Genomic DNA, 21880 nt, shown 5'->3' with positions numbered 1-21880 from the left:
CCGCGCCGACACGTGGATAAACCCCTGAATGGCACTGCAACATGCGCGCCTTTCAAACCAAGGAACACGACATGAACAACTACCTCGCACCAACCCTCACTCTGGTCATTTTGGCAGGAACACTCGCAAATGCCATGCAGCAAGACGCGCCTGCAAGCTGGCAGGCCCCTTCTCTCTCGTATGAGGTTTGCCAGAAAACCGGTGGCCAAATGCCGGAGTTCTTTCGCTCGGTCAAAATCCAAACCACATCCGAAACCATCACCTTTGCGTTCCAAACCAAAGAGCACGGCGAGATTTCACTTGAGTACATTCCAGACGGCATTGTGCGGCGTGGCACGGACCATCACTATCTTGATGACGGCGTGTTGCAGTATGAACTGAATGTCGACGGTGATCTTTGGCTCAGTGCCACGTGCCGTTGACAAAAACAGCGTGATCCGGACAAAAGAGCATCGCCTTTTTCGGCGGTGCGTTACGAAACTGGATGTTGGTTATTCGCTCTTGCGACCCATCATCCGTTCAATCTGCGAAAGGCCACGTGGTCCGGCGTAAAGATCGGGGGCGGCAATAAGCGGATCCGACATTGCGTTTTCTACCGTGATGAACGTCCAGCCTTCGGCGGCATACCAATCCAGCAAATCACCCAAATGATCAGCGTTGATGCGGTTCATATGCAGCAACAAAATGTGTTTTACATCCCGGCCAAGGGCCCCCTGTGCGAGCGTCTGAAAGTGGGCCGTTCGGTCCTGCATATGCGCGATGTATTGCGCGGCGATCTGCTTGGCTGCGGCACTGTCGCCGACATCAAGGGCAGTAAGATAATCGGCGTTGAACCGCCATTCGTCATTGTCGATGGTCACCGGTACATTCACGTAACCCAGCCCTGTCAGAACCGCGTCAGCTGCGGTTTTTGCGGCTTCGGTTTCCCCTTCGCGCAAGTAAGGAAACCGGTATTGGTGCGGACCATCCCCCAACCATTCAGAAATCGCCGCATCCGTTCGTGCCGTTTCGTCATGGAATTCTTCGAGTGTTAGCCTCCCATAATCCGGGTGGGACCAGCTGTGATTGCCAACTGTGTGCCCAGCATCCGCAAAGGCGCGCAGTGCCGGAATGCTCCGCCTGTTCAACTGCCGACCGACCACAAAACCGGTGGCGGTGATCTTGTGGGCGGCCAGCGCGCGATTGACCGCCTCGACCTGCGCGAGCCCTTCGGCGGGGGACGTCCGAGAGGGCATAATGTAGGGCAGATCATCCAGCGTGATCGCAATCTCTTGCGCTTGGGCTGTTGCGACAAAGGACGCCGCAATCAGATAAAAGGCGGGGACAAGGGTTCTGAAAATCATGCGCCACTTTCCATCGAAAAGGGGGCTGCGCGCAACACTCTTCGACATCCTGTATGGCAGGCATTGTGAACGATCAAAACCGCCGATCAACGCCATGACACCTTGGCGATGGTTTCCCTCCAAATTCGAATGAATGGCGCTGCCCCGACAGAAAACAGCCGCTGCTACGTAAAACATAAAAGACCTATCAAAAGGATCCAGATATGCATCCCGCCTTCACCGCGTTGGCCATGTTCGCGGCGTCTTCGCTTCCTCTTACGGCTGAAACGCTGTCCGCCGACGTTTGGGCCGACAACTGGTTCGAAATGCGCATCAACGGCCAGCAGGTCGCACAAGACAGCGTGCCGATCACCACAGAGCGGTCGTTCAACGCCGAAAGTTTCACTTTCGAGGCCGAGCGTCCGTTCGTGATTGGCCTGGTTGCTAAGGACTTCAAGGAAAACGATACCGGCCTTGAATACATCGGATCGCGGCGTCAGCAGATGGGTGATGGTGGCGTGATTTTGCAAATTATGGACGCTGCGGGCGAACTGGTGGCCGTTAGCAATGATGGCTGGCAATGCCGCGTTATTCACGCCGCCCCGCTGGATAAATCCTGCGAAGACCAAGCAGACCCGGTGGCCGGCAAAGGGGCCTGCACCTTCGAAAGTTCGGAGGAACCCGACGGTTGGGACACGGCAGATTTTGACGCCTCCGACTGGCCAAACGCCAACGTCTATTCCGCCAGCGAAGTCGGCCCCAAAGACGGCTACGACGACATCGATTGGTCCGACGGCGCCGAATTGATCTGGGGCCCCGATCTAGAGCAAAGCAACACAGTGCTGTGCCGCCTGATCGTTGAATGACCGTTCAAAATGAAAGTCCGAGTATGCGCTTTGCCAAACCCATCCTCCTGATCACGTTTATGATTGTCGCGGCCCCGACCTTTGCCATCGCGCACGAGGACCACTGCAACGCAGTTGCAGCGTCCGTCGCGGATGCGGGATTTGGCGGCGACGTCACCGTGACTTGCACCGACAGCCACGCGATCGTCACGTCTGACACCTACCCCGACCATGAAATGATGACCGGCATCACCGGCACAAACGAACAGGTGCCCGTGCCCGCAGAATACGGAGCGCCGATCCTTCTGGCACCCACCCTCGCCAGCACGCCCCTGACCCGCGATGCGGCCTTGGGGGTCGCGGTGAACGGCGTGCCAATCTACGACTACACCGGCGGCGGCGAGATGAGCCAAGCCGACCTTGCGCACCATCAGGCCCAACACGACACGATCCAGACCGGCCAGCTTGATGCCTGTGGTGGCCACGCCGGACGCGGCGACGATTATCACTACCACGCGGCACCGACCTGCATGATCGAACAGATGGCCAACGCGGGTGATGCTGCGATCATCGGCTGGGCCTTTGACGGTTTTCCGATCTACGGCGATGCCAACCCCGACGGGTCCGTGATCGCCGATGGCACGCTGGATGTTTGCAACGGCCAAGCCGACGACACCTTTGGCTACCGCTATCACACCTCACCGGATGCCCCCTACATTGTGCAGTGCCTGATGGGCGAAGTGCCCGATTTCGATGCACTTCCACGTGTCCGTCCACTGACTGCCACAACTGGCGGCGGGGCGTCACCGGGCCGCCCACCGCGCGGCGGGGTCCAAGATCTTGTTTTCACGCAAAACAAGGACGGAACGCGCAGCATGGATTACACCTATGAGGGTAAAGCCTATTTCATCCGGTACGCCCCCGCAGATGCAGACGGTTGCTACGACTTTACGACGCAAACCGTCACCAACAACGGTGAACTGATGACCGGCGCGTTCTGCCGATGAGCAGGTTTTGGGATCGATGTGCCGTATCAACCCTGTGCGCCGCGCTGGCGACAACTGGCTTTGCGCAGGGCAACTTTACCCTGACCAGTTCTGAAATTACGGACGGCGGCGCATTGCCCAGCGCCCTGAAATGCACGCGCGACGGAGGTGACGGCCTATCGCCACCGCTGGCATGGTCACCGTTGCCCGAGGGCACGCAAAGCCTCGCTGTGATCATGCACCACTATCCACGCGGTGCTGTCGCCGGACGCGATGCGCCCAGCCAATACTGGCTGTTGTGGAACATTCCCGCGGACACCCGCGCCATCGACCGTGGCAATCCGCAGTCCATCGGGGATGAAGGGTCTGACAAAGACGCGCGGCAAACCGGGTATACGCCCCCGTGTTCGCCGCCTGGTGCCGTGCATGAATACACAATCACCGTTTACGCATTGAACGCGCCGCTCGCTGATTTACCGCAAAATGATGAGATTTCCGTCGACTGGTCGGCGTTAACGGCAAGTCTGGCAGACAAGGTGATCGACAGCGCCCGGATCACGTTCACAAACTAGATTTGCTCGTGCTTAGGCAGCCACAGCCGTCCGCCGAAATCATGGTGCAAGGCGCGGCTGAGTGACCGGAGCGTCAAACTTTTCTCATCAAACACAACTTGGAAATTATCGGGAAAAGCCCGTTGATCTTGATCTTTTCAGACGACCTTTAGCCAATTCCATCCAAAAGTACGCAGCTTTCAAAAATTTTGCCCGCAAACACGTCCACAAGGCCAACATCACTCAGGCGTGGGCCTGCATTGCACACCAAGGACGCGCCAAACAGCGCCTTGAAGACAAGGAATGGCGGTTGCCAATCAACATGTTCGTCAAGTCTGGCGCGCAGGTTGGCGAATTCCTCTGCCACGTCGGCAAGCGACTTTTCACTGATCAAGCCCGCGACCGGAAGCATCAGTTTCGCGACCACATTGCCACCCGCGACAACAGCCAGCCCGCCTTGCATATCGCGCAACGTGTTTGCCGCCAGCGTCATGTCTGCGGGGTCACGTCCGAAGACGGTCAGGTTGTGGCTGTCGTGCGATACGGTTGTGGCGAACGCACCTGTCCAAGTGCCCCAGTTTTCCAGGAATGCAATCCGCGTGGGCGCGCCGTGGCCGTATCGATTGCAAACCGCCATGCGGATCATGTCATCTGGCAACACGAGGGTGCCGTCGTTCACTGCAACATCACGGGCGCCCCATTCGGGGAACCGTGGCTTGGAGAGCGTGGCAATACGCGCGACCGGCCCCTTGGCTTTCACTTGGAAATCCGTGGCCTCGAATTCTTTTGTCCGAACCGTGTTTTTAATCGCGGGCAGCACGGGCGTATCGGCGACAGGCCCGGTTAGGCCGCCCGCAGTCGCTGCCAATTGACCACCCACAAACACATGTGACGCGGTGACTGAATGCAGATCCGACAACAGCACAAAATCCGCCATTTTGCCCGGCGCGACGAGGCCAAGATCAGGGCGGCCAATCCGGCTGGCGGCATTCAGCGTTGCCGCGCGGTAGGCCCACGCGGGCGACATGTCGTTTGCAATCAACATCGCGATCACATGGTTCAGCCCGCCGTTGGCGTGCAGATCGTCGGGAAAGACGTCATCGGTGCAAAGCGTGACCGTCTGCGGCATGTGCCCCAAATCGATAAGCGCCTTGGCGAATTCCGGTATCAGATGCGCGTGTGAGCCGCGCAATTCGATGGTCATGCCCGCCTCTAATCTGGCGATCAGGTCTGCGGCCGAGGTCAGCTCGTGATCCGTCTCGACGCCTGCCGCGGCATAGGCGGCCAAATCGCCGCCTTCTAAACTGCGCCCGTGGCCGCACACCCGTTTGCCGCTGGACAAACCCGCCGCAACGATCCCTTGCACACGCGGATCGCCGTCCAGCAACTGGTGCATCGTCATCAATTCTGCGGCCCCGTGGATGTCAGGGCGGGCCAGCAGTGTGGCGATCTCTGATGGTCCGAAATCACCGCCACTTTCTTCGAAATTCGGGGCGGATGGCACGCACGTGGGCGCAAGGGGCAACAGGCGCAAAGGCAACCCTTTGGCCGCATCACACGCGTAATCTACGCCGGTCATGCCCGCGACATTTGCCAGTTCGTGCGGGTCCCATAGCGCGGTTGTCACGCCGCGTGGCACCACGGCGCGGGCATATTCCGCAGGCGTAACCATCGAACTTTCGACGTGCATGTGCGTGTCGATGAAACCCGGCACAACGTAGGTGCCCGTCGCATCCAGTTCGGCGTGCGCATTTCGCGTTGGGTCAGGCGTATGAACGCTGGCGATCAGGGGACCGACAAGGCCGATATCGACGGGCCGCTCGCGCCCGGTGACCATGTCGAGCATCACGGCATTGCGCACCAGCCTATCAAAAGGGCGCAGACCGCGCGCTGCTTTGACCGCATTTGCGCGCAGGATGGGGTCATTCAGGTTTGCGTCAGTCGACATCGGCATGATCCCCCGTGAGTGCGTTTAGACAGATTTTTGCAGCATCAACTGTCGTTCCCACAACGAGGCGCGTTGATCCATTGCTATTTTGCCTGAACGTCGTTTTGCCATAGGTCGCATCAGGTGTCGTTGAAACGGTCATCCCGCACGATCGGTAGGCGAACGCCTCTGGCTGGCACGCCACAAGCGCGGCTGCAGGATCATAAATCGCCATTTCGTCACGCCCTCTGGTCAATGCGATATCCAGATATCCACCAAGCAAATCACGGGTCAGGTCATCGCATTTCGGTTGATCATCCGGGCCAAAGGTTATCGTGCGGCAGAGCATCAGATCGACCACATCCAGCGGCAGGCCTGCGTTCGCGACGATCGCGGCCGCTTCGGGGTCAGCTAGCGCGTTGAATTCCGCCTGCGCAGAGTGATTGCCCGCGCCGTCACTGCCGCCCATCCAGATCAGCTGGGTGATGTTTTGCGCCAAATCCGGTGCCTCTTGAACCAGACGCGCGATGTTGGTGAGCGGTCCAATGGCGAGGATGTCGCGCTGCTCGCCTTGTTGCGCAGATCTGAGCCAGTTTTGAAGCGCGTTTTCTGCATCAACGGTGTCGGGCAATGCACCGCCATCCGGTAAATGCTGCCCACGGCTCTGCATCCCGTGCGGCCCCAAAATACGCTCGGCTGTTTCGGGGACACGCACCAGTGGGCGATCAGCGCCCGCATAAATCGGCGCGTCAAAACCATACGCGGCGCGCGCGCCAAGGGCGTTGGACACCACCCGTTCCAGCGGCGCATTCCCCGCAACAAGCGAAATGCCCGCGACATGCACGCCCAAATGGCGCAACACAAGCAGCGCCCACAAATCGTCAAAGCCAAAATCGGTATCGACCCAAAACGTGTTCATGCAGACAGCGGGCGTGCGGTGATTTCAGGAAGGTCGAAGGTGATGCTTTCGCCCAGCGCTACTTCTGCGGTTTCAATCGGTGCGTCCGCTTTGATCTGGCCCAACGGGGTGTCGATGACGTATTCGCGGTGTCCGCCGGCAAAACTGCTGGCTGAAACGTGACCACTGAACGGGCCTTGGCCAACTTGCACACCACTTGGACGCCACGCGAGCATTGGGGATTTTGCATCGAACCCTAGTGGCAATGTCCCCGCGTCAGAGACGAGGTTGCCGTCCTCCACACGAAAGATGTTTTCAAAGCCCATGAATTCTGCGGCAAAGGCCGTGGCCGGTTCAGCATAGAGTTCATGCGGCGTGCCAAGCTGTTCGATCTTGCCGTCTTTCATCAACACGATGCGATCCGCAAGGGCCAAGGCTTCTGATTGGTCGTGGGTCACAAACACCATCGTAACACCGGTTTTCTTTTGGACGCGTTGCAGTTCGGTGCGCATTTCCAACCGCAAACGCGCATCAAGATTTGACAGGGGTTCGTCCAACAACAGCACCTTTGGTTCCATCACCAAGGACCGTGCAAGCGCGAGCCGTTGTTGCTGACCACCGGACATTTCCGCAGGTTTGCGTTTCTCGAACCCACTCAGCCCGACCGTGGCGATGCCGGCTTGGGTGCGGGCGCGAATTTCGGTCTCTGACAGCTTTTGCAGGCGCAACCCAAAGGCGACGTTTTCAAACGCGCTCAGGTGCGGAAACAGCGCATAAGATTGAAACACCAAGCCGATGCCGCGCTTGTTCGCCGCAACCCGCGTGACGTCACGCCCATCAATCGCGATGGTGCCTGCGGTCGGCGCGAGCAAGCCTGCGATGGCACGCATGGTTGTGGTTTTACCGCAGCCCGACGGACCCAACAGCGCGATCAGTTCGCCCTCAACCACATCAAGGTTCAGGTTCGGAACCGCAACCGTTTTGCCGTACGACAATGTTAGGTCGGATAGGCTTACATATTGTTCAGACATAGCGAGAAAACCCCAGTAGACGTTCGGCGACAAAGACGATGGCGAGTGACATAAAGGCCAGCAAGGCAGACAGCGCGGCCACCGATGGATCATAGGTGATTTCCATGTACGCGAGCATGTCGATGGGCAAGGTTTTCACCCCCGGCCCGGACAGGAACAGCGACACGGGCACCTGATTGAAACTGGTCACAAAGCCCAAGATGAACGCCGCTAAAACACCGCCGCGAATGTTGGGCAGCACGACTTTGGTAAAGGCCTGAAGGCGCGTGCAGCCCAGCAAAACGGCGGCTTCTTCCATGTCGGATCGCAGGTTGTTGAGGCTCGATGACACGACGCGCACAGCATAGGGCAACACAAGTGCGGTGTGCGCCAGAAACAGCGCCAAGGTCACCGTGAAATCAAGCGGAATGACCAGGTAGCGCAACAAGGCCAAGCCCACGATAATACCCGGCACGATGATGGGCGACGCCACAATCGTGCGGATGATTTCAGCCCCCGGTAAATCATAGCGGTTCAGTGCGTAGGCGGCCGGGATGCCCAATAGCAAAGCGAACAACGTGCCAAAGATCGCAAGCCCCATCGACAGCACGAAACTTTGGCGGAAACTCTCGATGGTGAAGACCTTGAGATACCATTTCAGCGACAGGCCATCGGGCGGAAACGCCAAGGCCTCGCCGGCAGATGCGCCCGCGAAAATGATGATGATGAACGGCCCGATCAGGAACGTCAGCGTGACGCCGATGATGGCCCATGAGGTGAGGTTTTTCATGTGGCTACACCCGCGCCGTGGCGATACGTTTTAGCAGCAGGTTCGCTGTAAAAGACATCACGATTAGGATCATGGCAATGACACTGGCCGAGACAAAATCATTGGCCACGTTGACGCGCTGATAGAGCAACGTTTCCAGCATCAGCACCTTTGAGCCGCCCAGAATTGCGGGTGTGATGTAGGCCGTAAGTGCGCCGGTAAACACAAGCGTGCCGCCGATCACCAAACCCTCTTTGGTCAGCGGCAGGATCACTTTGAAGAACACTTGAAACCAGTTCGCACCCAACACGCGCGCCGCAGGGATCACGTCACGCGGGATATTTTCCATCGCAGACAGAAGCGAGATAATCATCAACGGCATGAACAGTTGCAGCAGACCAAGGAAGACGGCGGTTTCGGTAAACAGCAACCGGATCGGCGTGTCGGACAGACCCAGCCCAACAATTGTGTCATTCACGATGCCGGTCCGGCCCAGAATGACGATCCACGCATAGGTCCGCGCCACAGGCGAGATCATCAGCGGCAAAATGACAAGCCCGAAAACCCGTCCGCGTGCTTTGGGGGACAGGTTGGTGATGCTGAATGCGGCGGCGTATCCGATGACGGCAGCTATGCCTGCAACCAGCACACCCAGTTTTAGAGTGCGCAAAAACACCGTTTGATTAAGCGGCTTTGCGAAGAAATCTGTGTAGCCTTTTATGGTCCACCCGGCGTCCGACTGGAACGCTTCTGACAACAGGATGCCAACGGGTAGGATAAAAAGAAGCAGTGCGAAAATTGCGGCGGGCAGTGCAAGGGCAAGACCCGTCCGGGTATTTGAGAACATCTGCGGGTTCCGTTCCTGAGCTGAGAAAGTGAGGGGCGATCCGGTGACCGCCCCGGACGTGAAGTGCAGGCGTTACTAGCGGATGACTTCAGTGTTCCACTGCTCGACCCACGCTTCGCGGTTGTCGATGATGTCCGCCGGCGACAGGATGCTCAGCGAATTGATCAGCTCTGCGCCGTAGGTCAGATTGTCGGCAACCTCGTCGCTGACGACAACTTCGGTGTTTGCGGGGCTATCGATCAACGCCTCGGCGATGCGTGTCTGTACCTCAGTGGACAACCAGTAGTTCATGAACATGTGCGCCAGCTCTTCGTTGCCGTTGCCTTTGGTCATGATCATCACGTTCATGCCGCCGGCTTGACCTTCGGCAGGTTCAGCCCACGCAAACGGCAGCGGCGAGCTTTTGAAACGGCTCCAGGCGAAACGGCCAACGGGGGCTGCGATGACCTCTTCTTGGTTCATCAATTGCGCCAATTCAGACGAGCGCGAATAGAACGTCACGATGTCATCCGCGTGCGTGCCAATGTCGGAAATCACGCCTGTGTAATCCGTGCCGTCGTTGCCAGCCGCTTTGTTCAGCATCATCAACGTCAACGGGCCTTGCGTGCCTGTGATGTTGGGAAGTGCAACGTTTCCAGCCAGTTTTTCATCCAGCAAATCCGCCCAGCTGTCGATCTTGACCAGATCGGTGCGGTAGACAATCGAGCTGGCGTAGAACGTGTATCCGACGGCCATGTTGCCGCCAATCGGGTCCTGGGCTGCGGCGTAAAGTTTGCTGTGGTTGGACAGTTGCGCAAGGTCAAGCGGTGCCAACAAATCTTTGCGCGCCAAAGCCAACGCATCATGCGAAGAGATCACGGCCATGTCGATGACCGGGTCAGCGGCGTTGGCTTCGATTTTGGACATGCGTTCAACACTGTTGCCGGTTTCGATCACCAGATTGCAGTCGCAGATCGCCTCGAACGGGTCATACAATGCTGCTTTGTACGCGTCTTGGGCAAAGGAATAGGTCGAGATGGTCAAGGTTTTGTCTTGGGCAAACGCGCTGGTCGCAAGCGCGCAGCACAGCGCCGATAATGAGAGAGTGTGTTTCATTGATTTGTCTCCAGGTTGGTCATTTTGTTTTCAGGTGAAGTGGAATTACGGATCACAAGACGCATCGGAATCGTTGTGGTTTCAGCTGGCGGCTGATCGCCCTGAATGGCGCGCATCAGCCGGTCAATTGCGACGTCCGCTATTTTCTCGACGTCCTGCGCGATTGTGGTCAGCATCGGATGCATCGCCGTCGCAAACGGCAGATCATCGAACCCCGTAAGGCTCACGTCCCGCGGCACCACAATTCCGTGGCGCGTTAAATGAGAATGGACACGCAGCGCTAACAAATCTGACGTGGTCATGATCGCAGTTGCACCGTTTTTTATCGCGGGAATGAGCCGGTCCATGCCGTCCTCGCCCCAAAACTCTTGGACGTTAGCAGCGGTGCGGCATCCGTGGCGCATCCCGTTGACCCGATCCCGCTGCACCTCTGACACAGGGTCGTCCCCAAGGATGACGACATGGTTGTGACCCAGAGATGCAACATGTTGCGCGATCAATCGACCGCCGCCCGCATGATCCGCGCTGACCGTGTTGTCAGGGTCCGAGGCAGTGTTGATGATCACCGTCGGAACCCGCTGCAATCCCGGTGCAGTCCCCTTTTGGGGCACGATCAACAGACCGTCCACGCCCCGATCAAGCAGACGATCGATTGCTTGGGTCTGCTCGTCCGGATTACCGCGTGAATCCGCGATCAAGATGCCCAACTGCCGCCCATCCGCCACCAAAGACAGGTTTTGCGCGATGCGTGGAAAGAGCGGATTGGTCAAATCGGGCATCACCAAACCAAGGATGCCCGACTGGCCACTGCGCAACGCACGGCCGGCAAGACTGGGGCGATACCCAAGATCAGTCGCCCGTTTTTTGATCCGTTCCACCATTTCGGAAGACACGCGACCCTTACCCGTCAAGGCGTTCGAAACCGTGGCGACCGATACGCCCATGTCCGTCGCAATTTGTTTGATGTTGGTCATGACAGCCTCCGCTGGTAAAACGTTTAACCAATCAGCGACAGTCGAGTCAACGAGTTTGGTTAAACGATTAAGCGAGAAGCGCTTTGATCAAGAAAAATCAAGCCAAAGTTAGATCGTGCTCCCCCCAAAGGTCCGTTGCGAGCCAGTATCGGAACTGCCGCGCCGCCACAAAAAGTCCACCACAGGCGCGCAAATGCCCCTGCCCGGAAATCACCCGCTACGTTTCGCGACCTCTTGTCCGTTGGAAATCAGACGAGACTGCCAAGGGATCGGGTCGCGCAAAGCATGGTGCGCCATGCAGGCGTTTTCCGCTTCGTCCATCAAATCCATAATGCGTTCTTGGGGCTCGTCGCTGTCGATCAGCACATGCGTTTCGATGCCCAACGTTTCGCCCTCAGTCGTATGACCCAAATCACGCATATTGCTGAGGTCGGTCTGAAAACGCATTTTCTGTTCGATGTTCATCGAACTTAATTTTGATCTTTCGGGCGGTGTAAATGTCAGTCAGATGGGTCATCAGGCAAAACGCAATTCCGGCGCAGAGATAGGCCAAGGGCGGCGGTGCTGTGTCATCGCCAACGGGGGTTTGTTCATCGCAATACAGCTTTACCGGCGAAAATCCGGGGGTGTTCACCTGCACCATGCCGGACTTCTTTTGGCGGTCGTGGGCCTCGGCTGTCAGGTTGATCTCAAACTGGAGCGGCTCTGGCGGGCGGCCCTTTTTGAAGGGGCGGGTTTCGTATTGCGTTGGCGCGGGCACCGTATCTGATAATTCACCAACCTTATATTCTTTTGTGTCGCTCAAAGTGTTGATCCTTGCTCATTCAGGTGTAGGAAGTGAGGGGCTGTAGTGTTGATCCAAGCCCGCGTAGGCAGGGCCAAATGCTGCCAACCCTTTGGCGGTTGTGAACGGTGTGGGCGCTGGTAAAATGACCACCGCGACGTCTTGTCCCTGATAGTAATTCGGGTTTGTCACCGGCGCGCCCGTGCCAATGTCGATCATACAAATCATGTCTGGGATCGTTGCGTGAACGGCCTCGTTCAGCCAGCCAATCATGTTTTCATTCTTAAGCCAAATGCGGTATTCATCGCCCTTGAACACGCCAGCACCCGCGATTGAAACGTTGCCAATGGTAAAGCCGTCTTCGGTCTTCCAATCGCTTGCGCCAACCTTGCCGCGAAAGGCGACGAACCCTGCCCCGGTATCCGCGATGACTGCGGCAACGTCTTGATTTTGTTCCCGCGCTTGGCGTGCTGATTTGCCCATTTCCAGCGCCATGCTGATTGTGCCGGGGATAACGGCATCCCGAATTTCGTGGATTTCAAGCGCGTGATCAATCGCTGCAATATCGTTTCGGCTGACCATGGACAGGGCGCGCACAACGTGTTCGGCGCGGGCATCGTCCATGACGTTTTCGCAGATAATAGTTTCACCAAATGCATTGGCCATCACGATGGGCGCGGCAGGAAGCCCCTCGATGTAATAGGTCGAATGGGTGATTTCCGGCACCGCACGTCCGGCGGGATCTGCGTCAATCAGATAGGCCCCCGACATTGCAGCGGCATAAAAGGCAGTGGCGGTGTTTGACCCACCCAATTCGCAAGGGATTGTTCCGTAGAATTTGCGGCCAAGGTAATCCTCAAAACGGCGATACGCTGTCAGGATCGACGGCTCGCCGCTGCGGGGCAATCGGTCGTAAAACTGCTCTTGATCCGCGGGCAGTGCCGAAATTGCACCCAACATGTAAGGCGTACAGACCAGCGCGTCTTGGGGCGCTTCATCCAGGGTGACCAAGTTGAATTCTTTACCTTTGTCCAGCGCATCGTCGATCATTGCGAGGCCTTCGGTCAGCTCGCCCCCACCACCGGTTCCCAGAATGGCCGCACCGTGCAGGATGTCCTCTAGGTCTTGTCTTGATAGCTTTTTCATAGTGTCTCCAAATACGGGCGCAACGCTGCGATCAGTCGCGTGATGCCCCGAGAAGTTTGAGAAGGTCGGTGAACATCGACAGCACCAGCAGCACCCCGATGGTGAACAGCGCAAAGGCCATCGCGGCCGATGCAACCACGGGCGTGTAACCATAGCGCACGTTGTTAAAGATGCGGATCGGCAGGGTTTCGACGGCAAAGCCCGACACCATATACGAGATCAGATATTCATTGACGCTGATGATCGCGACCAATGCGTAGCCCGTGATGGCGTAGGGCAGGACCAGCGGGAAAATCACTTTGGTAAAGGTTTGCAATGGCGTGGCCCCCATGGTGCGCGACGCCTCGACCACATCATCGGACAGGGCCGCAAACCCGCGCGAGATGATAACCAAAGGCAGCGTCACAAAGAAAACGCCGTGCGAGATGATCGTCGCCTCAACGCGGCCATACATGCCGATTTCGGCCCAGAACACGCTGGCCCCCATCGCGATAATGATCGGGGGCAGCATGAATGGCCCGACACCCAAGACGAACACAAACGTGCCAAAACCGGATTTCAAACGCCACAGAACATAATTTGCGGCCAATGCGATGCTGACGGAAATTGTGGCCGCGATGACCGCGATCAGCAGCGAATTGCGGATCGGGATCAACCAGTCACGTTCCGTGAACAGCACGGTGTACCAGCGCAGCGAAAGCTCTGATGGTGGGAACGAAATGTTGCTGTTTGCGTTCACCGACACGCCAGCCACGATCAAAAACGGCAGAATAAGTCCCGCAGCGATGGCCCAGATGAACAGTCGTTTTAGCAGTCCATTCATGACGTGCGCTCCTGTCGTGAGGCAAACATCAGCGCGCCAATAATCAAGAGTGTGAACAGCAGCATGATGACCGACAATGCTGCCCCCAGTGGCATGTTCGCGTCACCGACCGCCTTGTCGGTGATGATGACGGTCATGTTCCAATCTTGGGGGCGCCCCAGCATCGTGGGCATCACAAATACACCAAGGAAATAGACGAACATCGTGACAACCGCGCCAATGATCCCTGCGCGGTAATTCGGGAGGACAACCTTGGTGAACACGCGCGCTGGTGAGGTGCCCAAGGTTCTAGCGGCCTCTTCGATGCTGCGATCCCGCTGCGCCATTTGCGGGTAAAACATCAGGGCCACCAGCGAAAAGCCAAGCGTGATGAACCCGATCAGCATCGCACCAAAGCTGGGCGACAGCGAACGCGGGTCTTCCCACAGGCCGACCCAGCCGAGGAATTTGGGAATGCCAGAACTTTCGGACAAAAGGATCAACCATGCAAAACCAAGGATGACTTCGCTAAGGCACATCAGCGACAAAAGCAGGATCACCCAAAACAGCTGCCAACGGCGCTGCATGTCGACGATGATGTACATCGCAGGGAACGCTAATAAGACGACCAACACCGCGCCCAAGGCGGACGACCAGACCGACCGCATCGAGATGGTGTAGTAGAATGACGAGAAGAATTTGGCGTAATTGTCCCAGACAAAAGCCACATTGTAAAAGCCAAGCGGGTCGCGTTCATAAAAGCTGACCACGATCATAAATGCCAAAGGGCCGAGGAAAAACAGACCCATCATGCTGAGTGGGAACAGCCCGATGAAATGTGCGGGTTTGAGATGTTTCATGACGGGATCACCCACGCATGATTTAGATCAAAGTGGATTTCCGCCTGGTCGCCGACAGCGAATTTGGGTGCCCTGTCTGACACCATCGTGTGCACAAATTTTCGCGCGCCAACGCTGAGTTCGGTCTCGATTGACGCGCCAAGCAGGCGAACAAAATCAACCGTCCCGACAAGGCCTTTGGTGGCCGGTGTGACAGTTTCCAGTTCAAGATATTCGGGCCTGACTGCGATCAAATGATTGCCGTTCAATTCCGCCAGATCACCGGTTGCAGCGCCAATTGGAGTGTTATCCAGCGATACCTCACCGGCTTGCGAAAACGTCGCCGTAAAGATGTTGTTGGTGCCCATGAAATCCGCGACAAACCGCGTTTGCGGTTGCGCATAAACTTCGGTTGGTGTGCCCGCCTGTTCTACCCGACCTTCGTTCAAAATAACGATGCGGTCCGCGATCGACATCGCCTCGTTTTGATCATGGGTCACAAAAATAGTCGTGACGCCCAATTTGCGTTGCAGTTTTTTCACCTCGATCTGGAGGTGCTCGCGAAGGCCCGCATCCAACGCGCTAAACGGTTCATCCATCAGGAACAATTCAGGTTTGATTGCCAAGGCCCGCGCGATTGCGACGCGCTGACGCTGGCCCCCAGACAGGGCGGATGTCGGGCGCTCATACAGACCAGACAACCCGACAACATCGAGCAATTCCATCGCCTTGGCAGTGCGTTCGGCCTTGGGAACACCACGCACCTCTAACCCATATGCGATGTTCTGGCCAACATTCAGATGCGGAAACAAGGCAAGGCTTTGGAAAACCATGCCGACGTTGCGTTCATGGCAATTCACCTTTGACAGGTCGGACCCGTCCAGCAACATCTCGCCCGAGGTTTGCGTTTCGAGCCCGGCAACGATCCGCAGCAACGTGGTTTTGCCGCATCCCGACCCGCCCAACAGACAGATAAACTCACCCGACTTTATCTCGAGGTTCACGTCCTTAAGAGCTTGGAATGTGCCAAAGGTCTTTTCAATGTTGGTGAGCGACAAGTGAGCCATGACGCATGTCCTTTCGCAAAGTGTCGCCGGCCCATCAGCGGACCGGCGCCATCAGGTTATTTGGAGATCATTTCGAGGTAGGCATCAGACAGCCAATCGCTTTCGCGCAAATGGATGTGTGTCTGCGTGCGGATCGGTGTGCCCGTGGTGCCAACAGCTGCGAATTCTTCATCCGTTAGGTCCATCGTTTCGCGTTTCGCCACCGGTGCAATGCCCAGATTACGCGCCATTTCCGCCTGCACTTGGGGGCGGCTCATGTAGTTGATGAACTGCTCGGCTGCGGCGACGTTTTTGGAATCGCGTGGCACGATCCAGTATGCATCACCAAGGATGCCGCCCTCTTTTGGGAAGGTAGAGACCACGGGCAAGCCATCTGCGGCCGACAGCATCGTGACGTCGTGGTAGTACAATCCGCCAGCCAATTCGCCTGCTTCCAGGCTTTGTTGGAATTGCCCTTCGTCGCGATACCAAAGTTGAACTTGTGGTTTCAACTCGGCGATTTTGGCGATCACCTGTTCCAATCCCTCGCGGGTTTCCATGATGTCATAGCCACCAAAGAAGGTCAGCGCGGTAGCCTCCATCAGGCCGGAATTCGCGTTGGATGTCAGACCGAGTTTACCGTCCCAGTCGCGGCTCCATAAGTCAGCCCAAGTGGTCGGCGCACCTGGCGAGGCGTCGGTGTTGGTGACGAGGGTCGTGTACCAAGACAACGCACCAACGGCGTATAGTTTGCCGTCGTCGCTGGTTTTGGTGAACCCGTCGATCAGCGTTTGTGTGTTCGGAATATTGGCACCATCCAGCGTCGCCCACAGCCCGATCGCCTGACCACGGATCAGAACCTCGTCCGCGACGAGCGATAGATCAGCGGGCGCTGTTTTGGCGCGTGCGGCATTGGTCAGTTGTGTCAACCACGCCTGATCAGCGGGTTGCGCGATCGAGCGCACGGTGATCCCTGTTTCTGCCGTAAAGCCCGGATAGATGACCTCTTTGAGGGTTTCCTCAAAGAAACCGCCCCACGCGCTGACGGTGATTTCTTCGGCATACGCGACGCTATGCGCGCCAAAGGCAAGGCCCGCCGCCAGCGCGATACGTTTGATTGAGTGTGACATTCGTTTCCCCACGATTATGGTTTCGGTTGTTAAAAAACCGGATCGGGGAAGTCGAAAAAATGCGTGCTTGATCTGATATAATGCTAGGCAGGGGCGCTGAAAATGGCAACCCCTCTTGTCAATCCAGCAGATTTCAGCTTCGGTAAAATGAAAATACACCCAGTTCTAAAGACGTTACAACAAAGGCTCGGGACCACCCATGAGACTTTCGGACATTGATCTTCGGCTCTTGCGGGTCTTCAAATCGGTTGCTGAATCCGGTGGATTCGTCAAAGCGCAAGCCGTTCTGGGAATCAGTCAACCCGCCATCAGTTCGCACATCGCCAATCTGGAACAACGCCTGAATGTGCGACTGTGTAATCGCGGTGCACAGGGGTTTTCCCTGACCCCGCTTGGCCAAGAAGTGCTGGATCAGACGAACCAGATGCTGGACCATCTGGATGCCTACGCCAACCAGTTGAATGCAATAGGTGAAAAGTCGGTGCAGCGCATCCGCATCGGCGTTGTTGACTGCCTTGTGACCGATGCGCAAAACCCTTTGCCTGCCGCGATCAACAGCGTCAAATCAAAGTCCAATGACATGGCTGTGCGGATCGGAGTTTATGATTACCTCGACTGTTTGACGGAACTGCGGGCCGGACGCCTGGATATTGCGATTGTCGGGATTGCAACCAACGAAATACTGCCGGAAGATATCGATACACTCCATATTTACGATGAACTCAGCGGGCTGTACTGCGCCCCAAATCACCCGTGCAGCGATGTGACGGATCCGGATAAGCTGGCGGAGTTGCTCAAAACATCTGAAATCTCCGCACATAGCTTCTTTATGAATCCGATGGGGGATAGTTTGGACATGCATTTGCTGGATGAAAGTGCTGACATTTCGCAAGGGAATGTTGAATCAACCGCGTATCTAACACTCGCTGGAACCCATGTTGGGTTGATCCCCAAACACTATGCAAATCAATGGGTTAAAGCAGGCAATCTGGTTGAAATTGCACCCGAAATATACAGTGTTGTTTCGGGGTTCAATGCGGTTCGAATGAAATCGGCCGCCCACAGCGATGTTGCCCAACAATTGTGGGACGAATTTCGCCCGTGTGTTGATGGCTAGGCGGATCAACATACAGGCAGCCTTATGCACACATCAAGAGTCTTGGATGTGCTTGCCAAGGGGTGTCTTGTATCAAGATTGGGCTTTGATCGGCTTCGGGGAAACTCGGGAAAATGCGTGACTATCTACTCCACCAGCTACGGCGCTGGGTATCATCTGACTGGCTGGCTTTGATCTAAGAACCTTAGGTCGGCTGCCAACATCAAGAAGCAACATGTTCATTGTTGCTGGCTTTTGCGCTGGCCTCGTTGAGGTTGTGTTCATCAGTGGTGCAAGCAAGGCATGCTGGTCGTTTGCTTTGCTGTGGCCATGCGCCGAACACCTGTTTTGCAGGCTGCGTATTGCTTTGTTCGTCCAAGAAAACGTTGAATCAAGCACTGATGACTGTGGCATGGACACAGCGCCAGCGGCCGCTTTGGCCCACCTGCGCCTATTGGCGAAAGTACCAAGTCTTCAAGGCGCTGCTTTCCTTTGCAAAATCTGGCTTTTTTCTAACGTCGCAATTGCAGCCCCGAGCAACACAAGAGGGACGGCGAGCAGAAAGCTTGTTGAAAGCGGGAGTTTGAAGACCAGAAGATCCGCCAGCAACGGCCAGAGGAGCGCGATGTATTCGAACGGGGCCAGCCGAGTTGCCTCGGCGTAGCGGAAGGCAAGGGTCATCGCGATGTGGGCAAAACCACCAAACACGCCCGCCCCAACCAGCATGATAAGGGTCCAGCCGCTTGGCATCACCCATCCGATGGGCAATGTGAGCAGCGCGCCGAACATTGAGGCGATAACAAAGTATAGGGCGATCGCGCCGGGGCTTTCGGTTCGGTTCAGGCTACGGACCATAATCAACGCCAATGCACCCAGAATTGCCGACATCAATGCCAGCAACAGGCCGATCAGTCGGGCATCTGATGCGCCACCTGTGCCGATCTCGGGCCAGACCATCGCCACGACCCCCGCAAAGCCCAACATCAACCCGCAGGCCCGCCAGATCGTAAGGCGTTCGCCCAGCAACCAGACTGCGCCAACAGCCATCAGGACCGGAGAGAGCTGCGCGATCAGCACCGCTTCGGCCAGATTCAGTCGGGCGATGGCTGCGAATGATGCAAACAGCGCCAGTGCGCCGAAGCTTGCGCGCAGCAAATGATCGAATGGGCGTTTGGTGGCCAGCCCTTGCGGGAATTCGCGCCGCAGCCAAAGGAAAATAACCAGCGGGATGATGGCAAACGCGGACCTGAAAAAGACGATTTCGCCCAGCGGCACAGCCTCGCTGACGGCTTTGACGCAGATCACCATGCCCGCAAACAACAGACCAGACAGCACACGTAAGGTGATCCCGAGGGGGGGGTGATCTCCTGTCTTCATTGTGTGTTTTCCTGTTCAGCAAGCGCATCGCGCAAGGCATCACCTGCCAGATTGATCGCAAGGACGCAAAAGACCACGGCAAGGCCCGGCCAGATCATTTGCAGAGGCGTCGAACGCATGTGGATGCGCGCATCAAGCAGCATCGTGCCCCATTCAGGCATCGGGGGCTGCACGCCGAACCCAAGGAAACCAAGCGCTGAAATTCCAAGAATGGCGCGGGCGAACATGCCAGTCCACACGACAGTCAGCGACGGCAAAAGCGACGGCAAATAATGCCAGCGGGCGATGGCCAGCGGCGATAGACCGGCAAGCCGCGCCTGCACAACATAGCCGCGCGTTTGCAGCGATAACCCGATGCCGCGCGCGACACGGGCGTAGCGCATCCATCCGGTCACGGTCAGCGCAAAGATCAGACTGCTGGTTCCGGCACCCAACACCCCCGCAATGACCACAGCGGCGACAAGGTCGGGGAACGCCAGAAACGTATCGGTTGTGCGCATCACAACCCAATCAGCCAGCTTGCCGCCTTGTGCGGCCAACAGACCCCCAAGTGTCCCGATGCAAAGACCAATGACAGAGATCACAAACGCAAGGCCAAGGGACCAACGCGCGCCGTGCAGCAACCGCGACAGTATATCCCGCCCCAAGGCATCCGTACCAAGCAACCACTCAGCGCTTGGCGGGCTTAGACGGTTCGGAATGTTGATCTGCGTGGGGTCAAAAGGCGCAAGCCACGGCCCAAGCAGCGCCAGCAACACCAAGACAATCGCAAGAACACAGACACTACGCATGCGGCTCTCCGATCCGGGGATCGAGGGCGTGGTAAAGCAGATCAATCAGCAGATTGACGATCACGAACAGCACCGCCGCAAGCAGGACAACGGCCTGAACTTTGGGAAAGTCGCGGGCCTCGATAGCGTTCACCAGAAAACTGCCAAGGCCGGGGCGCGCAAAAATGACCTCGACCATGACGGCACCTTCTAGCAAGAAGGCTAACTCTAGGCCAAAGACTGTCACGACGGGGATCGCGGCGTGCAAGGCAACGTGATCGCGTTCGATATCGCGCGCGCCCACTCCACGTCGTCGAAAGGCGGGCAAGAATGGCTGATCGCGGGCCTCCAAAAGACCTGATCTAAGGATACGCGTAAGCGAGGCAGCAACACCCAATCCCAACGTCAGTGCAGGCAGCACAATATGCGCCGAAGTTCGCGCGCCCATGGCGGGCAGCCACCCCAGATGGACAGCAAACAGCAGGATCAGCAGCAGCCCCAGCCAATAGGCGGGAATGGCAGCGCCAATGGACGCCAAAGCCACAGCGCAACGATCCAGCCAGCCCCCGGGGTGCTGCGTTGCAAGCAAAGCCAACGGAACCGAGATCACAACACCAATCAGCAGGCCCGCAAGTGCGAGCGGAACTGTGTAGGACATGGCCGTCACGAGTTCTGGCCAGACATCGCGTCCCGTCACTGAGGAGTGTCCAAAATCCCCGACCAACAACGGCCCGATCCATGCCTGAAAAGCGGGCCAGAACCCCGCGTCTAGACCTGCTTGGGCGCGGACCAGATCGATCACCTCGGTTGGGACGACGGCGTCGTAACGGGCGATCGCAATCGCCAGCGCCGGATCGCCGGGCGCGTGCCACAGCAAGGCGAAAGTCGCGAGCGCAGCACCAGCCAGCACGACAGCGGCGCGCAACAAAAGGCTCGCAATCAGTCGCATCACGCCGCGCGCTCCAACGCCCCGAGGGCAAAGGCGGCGTCACGCAAGGTCCGGCCATAGTCGGTCTGGGGGGCTTGGACAAAGGTTTGCGACGCGGTCATTTCCTCAATGCGACCGGCGCGCAGCACGGCAATGTCATCTGCAAAGGCTGCGGCGTACCCTAGATCATGGGTCACGATCAGCGCTGCAAACCCTTCTTTGCGCTGCAACTCTGCCATCAAACGCGCGGTGTGTTTTTGCGTGACAGCGTCTAGCGCTGACAGCGGTTCGTCCAAGAGAACGAGCGGCGGGGCTGCAATCAAGGCGCGCAGAATACCGACCCGCTGCGCCTGACCGATAGACACCTGCGCGGGGCGCCGATCCAGCAGGTCGGGCTGTATCTCTAGGCCATTGCATAGCATTTCGAGACGATCCGGGTTCGCGGCAACGCCCTGCGCAACAAGTGGCTCCATGACCGAACGGCGCAGCGACATGCGCGGATTAAATGCGCTGCGTGGCTCTTGCATGACCAGCGCTGGGCGGCAGTGGCGCACGGGTGCCGCATTCCATGTGACGGTGCCCATCGCGCAAGGCACCAGCCCAAGGATCGCATTGATCAAGGTCGATTTCCCCGCACCGCTTTCGCCCACCACCGCAAGGCTTCGATTTGGCGCAAGGCAGAAGGACACATCGTCGAGCGTCAGCATGGGCCCTCGACGGACGGATATTGCATCGACG

Annotated in this window: 24 protein-coding genes and 1 pseudogene; 6 read left to right on the top strand and 19 right to left on the bottom strand. The window is 57.4% G+C overall.

Going from position 1 to position 21880, the window contains the following annotated elements; translation table 11 throughout:
- The first annotated feature begins 71 nt into the window (after positions 1-71).
- Complete coding sequence (locus ACFIO0_RS00295; RefSeq protein ID WP_390912502.1) at positions 72-422, top strand: hypothetical protein; 351 nt, start codon at positions 72-74, stop codon at positions 420-422.
- 69 nt (positions 423-491) lie between these two features.
- Here ACFIO0_RS00295 and ACFIO0_RS00290 read toward each other — a convergent pair whose 3' ends face one another.
- Entirely contained in the window at positions 492-1343 is an 852-nt protein-coding gene (locus tag ACFIO0_RS00290) for a polysaccharide deacetylase family protein (RefSeq protein ID WP_390912500.1), read from the bottom strand.
- Positions 1344-1546: 203 nt separating this feature from the next.
- Here ACFIO0_RS00290 and ACFIO0_RS00285 point away from each other — a divergent pair, with 203 nt between their 5' ends.
- The 3 genes from ACFIO0_RS00285 to ACFIO0_RS00275 are packed head-to-tail and all read left to right on the top strand — an operon-like array spanning position 1547 to position 3725.
- A complete protein-coding gene (locus ACFIO0_RS00285) occupies positions 1547-2188 on the top strand; it encodes a PEBP family protein (RefSeq protein ID WP_390912498.1) in 642 nt (213 codons plus the stop codon).
- A 23-nt stretch (positions 2189-2211) separates the two neighbouring features.
- Positions 2212-3174: a YHYH protein gene (locus ACFIO0_RS00280; RefSeq protein ID WP_390912496.1), complete on the top strand. Its 963-nt coding sequence runs from the start codon at positions 2212-2214 to the stop codon at positions 3172-3174.
- A complete protein-coding gene (locus tag ACFIO0_RS00275) occupies positions 3171-3725 on the top strand; it encodes a YbhB/YbcL family Raf kinase inhibitor-like protein (protein WP_390912494.1) in 555 nt (184 codons plus the stop codon). The genes ACFIO0_RS00280 and ACFIO0_RS00275 overlap by 4 nt, the downstream gene beginning before the upstream one ends.
- 148 nt (positions 3726-3873) lie before the next feature.
- On the opposite strand, the gene ACFIO0_RS00270 is transcribed toward ACFIO0_RS00275, so the two are convergent.
- The 14 genes from ACFIO0_RS00270 to ACFIO0_RS00205 form a co-directional block, all read right to left on the bottom strand.
- Positions 3874-5652, bottom strand: a complete 1779-nt coding sequence (locus tag ACFIO0_RS00270) for an adenine deaminase C-terminal domain-containing protein (RefSeq protein ID WP_390912492.1) — start codon at positions 5650-5652, stop codon at positions 3874-3876.
- Entirely contained in the window at positions 5642-6550 is a 909-nt protein-coding gene (locus tag ACFIO0_RS00265) for a nucleoside hydrolase (protein ID WP_390912490.1), read from the bottom strand. The genes ACFIO0_RS00270 and ACFIO0_RS00265 overlap by 11 nt, the downstream gene beginning before the upstream one ends.
- Entirely contained in the window at positions 6547-7560 is a 1014-nt protein-coding gene (locus ACFIO0_RS00260; protein WP_390912488.1) for an ATP-binding cassette domain-containing protein, read from the bottom strand. The genes ACFIO0_RS00265 and ACFIO0_RS00260 overlap by 4 nt, the downstream gene beginning before the upstream one ends.
- A complete protein-coding gene (locus ACFIO0_RS00255; RefSeq protein ID WP_390912486.1) occupies positions 7553-8329 on the bottom strand; it encodes an ABC transporter permease subunit in 777 nt (258 codons plus the stop codon). Before ACFIO0_RS00255 ends, ACFIO0_RS00260 begins: the two co-directional genes overlap by 8 nt.
- A 4-nt stretch (positions 8330-8333) precedes the next feature.
- Positions 8334-9155 (bottom strand): ABC transporter permease subunit, encoded by an 822-nt coding sequence (locus ACFIO0_RS00250; protein WP_390912484.1) that lies wholly within the window; start codon positions 9153-9155, stop codon positions 8334-8336.
- Between the two features lie 75 nt (positions 9156-9230).
- The gene (locus ACFIO0_RS00245; protein ID WP_390912482.1) at positions 9231-10250 is read right to left on the bottom strand and encodes an extracellular solute-binding protein; all 1020 of its coding nucleotides are present in this window, start codon (positions 10248-10250) and stop codon (positions 9231-9233) included.
- Complete coding sequence (locus ACFIO0_RS00240) at positions 10247-11224, bottom strand: substrate-binding domain-containing protein (RefSeq protein ID WP_390912480.1); 978 nt, start codon at positions 11222-11224, stop codon at positions 10247-10249. The genes ACFIO0_RS00245 and ACFIO0_RS00240 overlap by 4 nt, the downstream gene beginning before the upstream one ends.
- Positions 11225-11434: 210 nt before the next feature.
- Positions 11435-11671 carry a hypothetical protein gene (locus ACFIO0_RS00235; RefSeq protein WP_390912478.1) on the bottom strand — a complete coding sequence of 79 codons (237 nt, stop codon included), beginning with the start codon at positions 11669-11671 and terminating at the stop codon, positions 11435-11437.
- Complete coding sequence (locus ACFIO0_RS00230) at positions 11637-12029, bottom strand: hypothetical protein (protein WP_390912476.1); 393 nt, start codon at positions 12027-12029, stop codon at positions 11637-11639. Before ACFIO0_RS00230 ends, ACFIO0_RS00235 begins: the two co-directional genes overlap by 35 nt.
- Before the next feature lie 15 nt (positions 12030-12044).
- A complete protein-coding gene (locus ACFIO0_RS00225) occupies positions 12045-13154 on the bottom strand; it encodes a DUF917 family protein (RefSeq protein WP_390912474.1) in 1110 nt (369 codons plus the stop codon).
- A 31-nt stretch (positions 13155-13185) separates the two neighbouring features.
- Positions 13186-13977, bottom strand: coding sequence for an ABC transporter permease subunit (locus ACFIO0_RS00220; protein WP_390912472.1), 792 nt, complete (start codon positions 13975-13977; stop codon positions 13186-13188).
- Positions 13974-14816, bottom strand: coding sequence for an ABC transporter permease subunit (locus ACFIO0_RS00215; protein WP_390912470.1), 843 nt, complete (start codon positions 14814-14816; stop codon positions 13974-13976). The genes ACFIO0_RS00220 and ACFIO0_RS00215 overlap by 4 nt, the downstream gene beginning before the upstream one ends.
- Positions 14813-15862: an ATP-binding cassette domain-containing protein gene (locus ACFIO0_RS00210; protein ID WP_390912468.1), complete on the bottom strand. Its 1050-nt coding sequence runs from the start codon at positions 15860-15862 to the stop codon at positions 14813-14815. Before ACFIO0_RS00210 ends, ACFIO0_RS00215 begins: the two co-directional genes overlap by 4 nt.
- A gap of 56 nt (positions 15863-15918) precedes the next feature.
- On the bottom strand, positions 15919-16971 hold the full coding sequence (locus ACFIO0_RS00205) for an extracellular solute-binding protein (protein WP_390912466.1): 1053 nt from the start codon (positions 16969-16971) through the stop codon (positions 15919-15921).
- A 199-nt stretch (positions 16972-17170) separates the two neighbouring features.
- Between ACFIO0_RS00205 and ACFIO0_RS00200 the strand changes: the two are divergent.
- Both ACFIO0_RS00200 and ACFIO0_RS00195 read left to right on the top strand, forming a co-directional pair.
- Positions 17171-17359 (top strand): annotated as a pseudogene (locus ACFIO0_RS00200) (LysR family transcriptional regulator); the annotation flags it as partial.
- A 36-nt stretch (positions 17360-17395) separates the two neighbouring features.
- Positions 17396-18088, top strand: a complete 693-nt coding sequence (locus ACFIO0_RS00195) for a LysR substrate-binding domain-containing protein (RefSeq protein ID WP_390915382.1) — start codon at positions 17396-17398, stop codon at positions 18086-18088.
- 453 nt (positions 18089-18541) lie between these two features.
- On the opposite strand, the gene ACFIO0_RS00190 is transcribed toward ACFIO0_RS00195, so the two are convergent.
- Genes ACFIO0_RS00190 through ACFIO0_RS00175 form a run of 4 tightly spaced genes read right to left on the bottom strand, consistent with a single transcriptional unit; the run spans position 18542 to position 21849 of the window.
- Positions 18542-19444 carry an EamA family transporter gene (locus ACFIO0_RS00190; protein WP_390912464.1) on the bottom strand — a complete coding sequence of 301 codons (903 nt, stop codon included), beginning with the start codon at positions 19442-19444 and terminating at the stop codon, positions 18542-18544.
- Positions 19441-20235, bottom strand: coding sequence for an ABC transporter permease subunit (locus ACFIO0_RS00185; protein ID WP_390912462.1), 795 nt, complete (start codon positions 20233-20235; stop codon positions 19441-19443). Before ACFIO0_RS00185 ends, ACFIO0_RS00190 begins: the two co-directional genes overlap by 4 nt.
- Positions 20228-21163: an ABC transporter permease subunit gene (locus ACFIO0_RS00180; protein ID WP_390915381.1), complete on the bottom strand. Its 936-nt coding sequence runs from the start codon at positions 21161-21163 to the stop codon at positions 20228-20230. The genes ACFIO0_RS00185 and ACFIO0_RS00180 overlap by 8 nt, the downstream gene beginning before the upstream one ends.
- On the bottom strand, positions 21163-21849 hold the full coding sequence (locus tag ACFIO0_RS00175) for an ATP-binding cassette domain-containing protein (protein WP_390912460.1): 687 nt from the start codon (positions 21847-21849) through the stop codon (positions 21163-21165). The genes ACFIO0_RS00180 and ACFIO0_RS00175 overlap by 1 nt, the downstream gene beginning before the upstream one ends.
- Between the last annotated feature and the right edge of the window lie 31 nt (positions 21850-21880).

It is taken from the genome of Pseudosulfitobacter sp. SM2401, from assembly GCF_042932805.1.
GTDB lineage: Bacteria > Pseudomonadota > Alphaproteobacteria > Rhodobacterales > Rhodobacteraceae > Ascidiaceihabitans.
This window is presented reverse-complemented; position numbering and strand designations above follow the sequence as displayed.

Excerpts from the sequence above, each read along its gene's own strand:
- ACFIO0_RS00270 (WP_390912492.1), bottom strand. The coding sequence starts at position 5,652 with ATGTCGACTGACGCAAACCTGAATGACCCCATCCTGCGCGCAAATGCG.
- ACFIO0_RS00295 (WP_390912502.1), top strand. The coding sequence starts at position 72 with ATGAACAACTACCTCGCACCAACCCTCACTCTGGTCATTTTGGCAGGA.
- ACFIO0_RS00245 (WP_390912482.1), bottom strand. The coding sequence starts at position 10,250 with ATGAAACACACTCTCTCATTATCGGCGCTGTGCTGCGCGCTTGCGACC.
- ACFIO0_RS00225 (WP_390912474.1), bottom strand. The coding sequence starts at position 13,154 with ATGAAAAAGCTATCAAGACAAGACCTAGAGGACATCCTGCACGGTGCG.
- ACFIO0_RS00205 (WP_390912466.1), bottom strand. The coding sequence starts at position 16,971 with ATGTCACACTCAATCAAACGTATCGCGCTGGCGGCGGGCCTTGCCTTT.
- ACFIO0_RS00220 (WP_390912472.1), bottom strand. The coding sequence starts at position 13,977 with ATGAATGGACTGCTAAAACGACTGTTCATCTGGGCCATCGCTGCGGGA.
- ACFIO0_RS00180 (WP_390915381.1), bottom strand. The coding sequence starts at position 21,163 with ATGCGACTGATTGCGAGCCTTTTGTTGCGCGCCGCTGTCGTGCTGGCT.
- ACFIO0_RS00175 (WP_390912460.1), bottom strand. The coding sequence starts at position 21,849 with ATGCTGACGCTCGACGATGTGTCCTTCTGCCTTGCGCCAAATCGAAGC.
- ACFIO0_RS00285 (WP_390912498.1), top strand. The coding sequence starts at position 1,547 with ATGCATCCCGCCTTCACCGCGTTGGCCATGTTCGCGGCGTCTTCGCTT.
- ACFIO0_RS00210 (WP_390912468.1), bottom strand. The coding sequence starts at position 15,862 with ATGGCTCACTTGTCGCTCACCAACATTGAAAAGACCTTTGGCACATTC.
- ACFIO0_RS00275 (WP_390912494.1), top strand. The coding sequence starts at position 3,171 with ATGAGCAGGTTTTGGGATCGATGTGCCGTATCAACCCTGTGCGCCGCG.
- ACFIO0_RS00265 (WP_390912490.1), bottom strand. The coding sequence starts at position 6,550 with ATGAACACGTTTTGGGTCGATACCGATTTTGGCTTTGACGATTTGTGG.
- ACFIO0_RS00260 (WP_390912488.1), bottom strand. The coding sequence starts at position 7,560 with ATGTCTGAACAATATGTAAGCCTATCCGACCTAACATTGTCGTACGGC.
- ACFIO0_RS00185 (WP_390912462.1), bottom strand. The coding sequence starts at position 20,235 with ATGCGTAGTGTCTGTGTTCTTGCGATTGTCTTGGTGTTGCTGGCGCTG.
- ACFIO0_RS00190 (WP_390912464.1), bottom strand. The coding sequence starts at position 19,444 with ATGAAGACAGGAGATCACCCCCCCCTCGGGATCACCTTACGTGTGCTG.
- ACFIO0_RS00250 (WP_390912484.1), bottom strand. The coding sequence starts at position 9,155 with ATGTTCTCAAATACCCGGACGGGTCTTGCCCTTGCACTGCCCGCCGCA.
- ACFIO0_RS00195 (WP_390915382.1), top strand. The coding sequence starts at position 17,396 with ATGCTGGACCATCTGGATGCCTACGCCAACCAGTTGAATGCAATAGGT.
- ACFIO0_RS00240 (WP_390912480.1), bottom strand. The coding sequence starts at position 11,224 with ATGACCAACATCAAACAAATTGCGACGGACATGGGCGTATCGGTCGCC.
- ACFIO0_RS00255 (WP_390912486.1), bottom strand. The coding sequence starts at position 8,329 with ATGAAAAACCTCACCTCATGGGCCATCATCGGCGTCACGCTGACGTTC.
- ACFIO0_RS00290 (WP_390912500.1), bottom strand. The coding sequence starts at position 1,343 with ATGATTTTCAGAACCCTTGTCCCCGCCTTTTATCTGATTGCGGCGTCC.
- ACFIO0_RS00235 (WP_390912478.1), bottom strand. The coding sequence starts at position 11,671 with ATGCGTTTTCAGACCGACCTCAGCAATATGCGTGATTTGGGTCATACG.
- ACFIO0_RS00280 (WP_390912496.1), top strand. The coding sequence starts at position 2,212 with ATGCGCTTTGCCAAACCCATCCTCCTGATCACGTTTATGATTGTCGCG.
- ACFIO0_RS00215 (WP_390912470.1), bottom strand. The coding sequence starts at position 14,816 with ATGAAACATCTCAAACCCGCACATTTCATCGGGCTGTTCCCACTCAGC.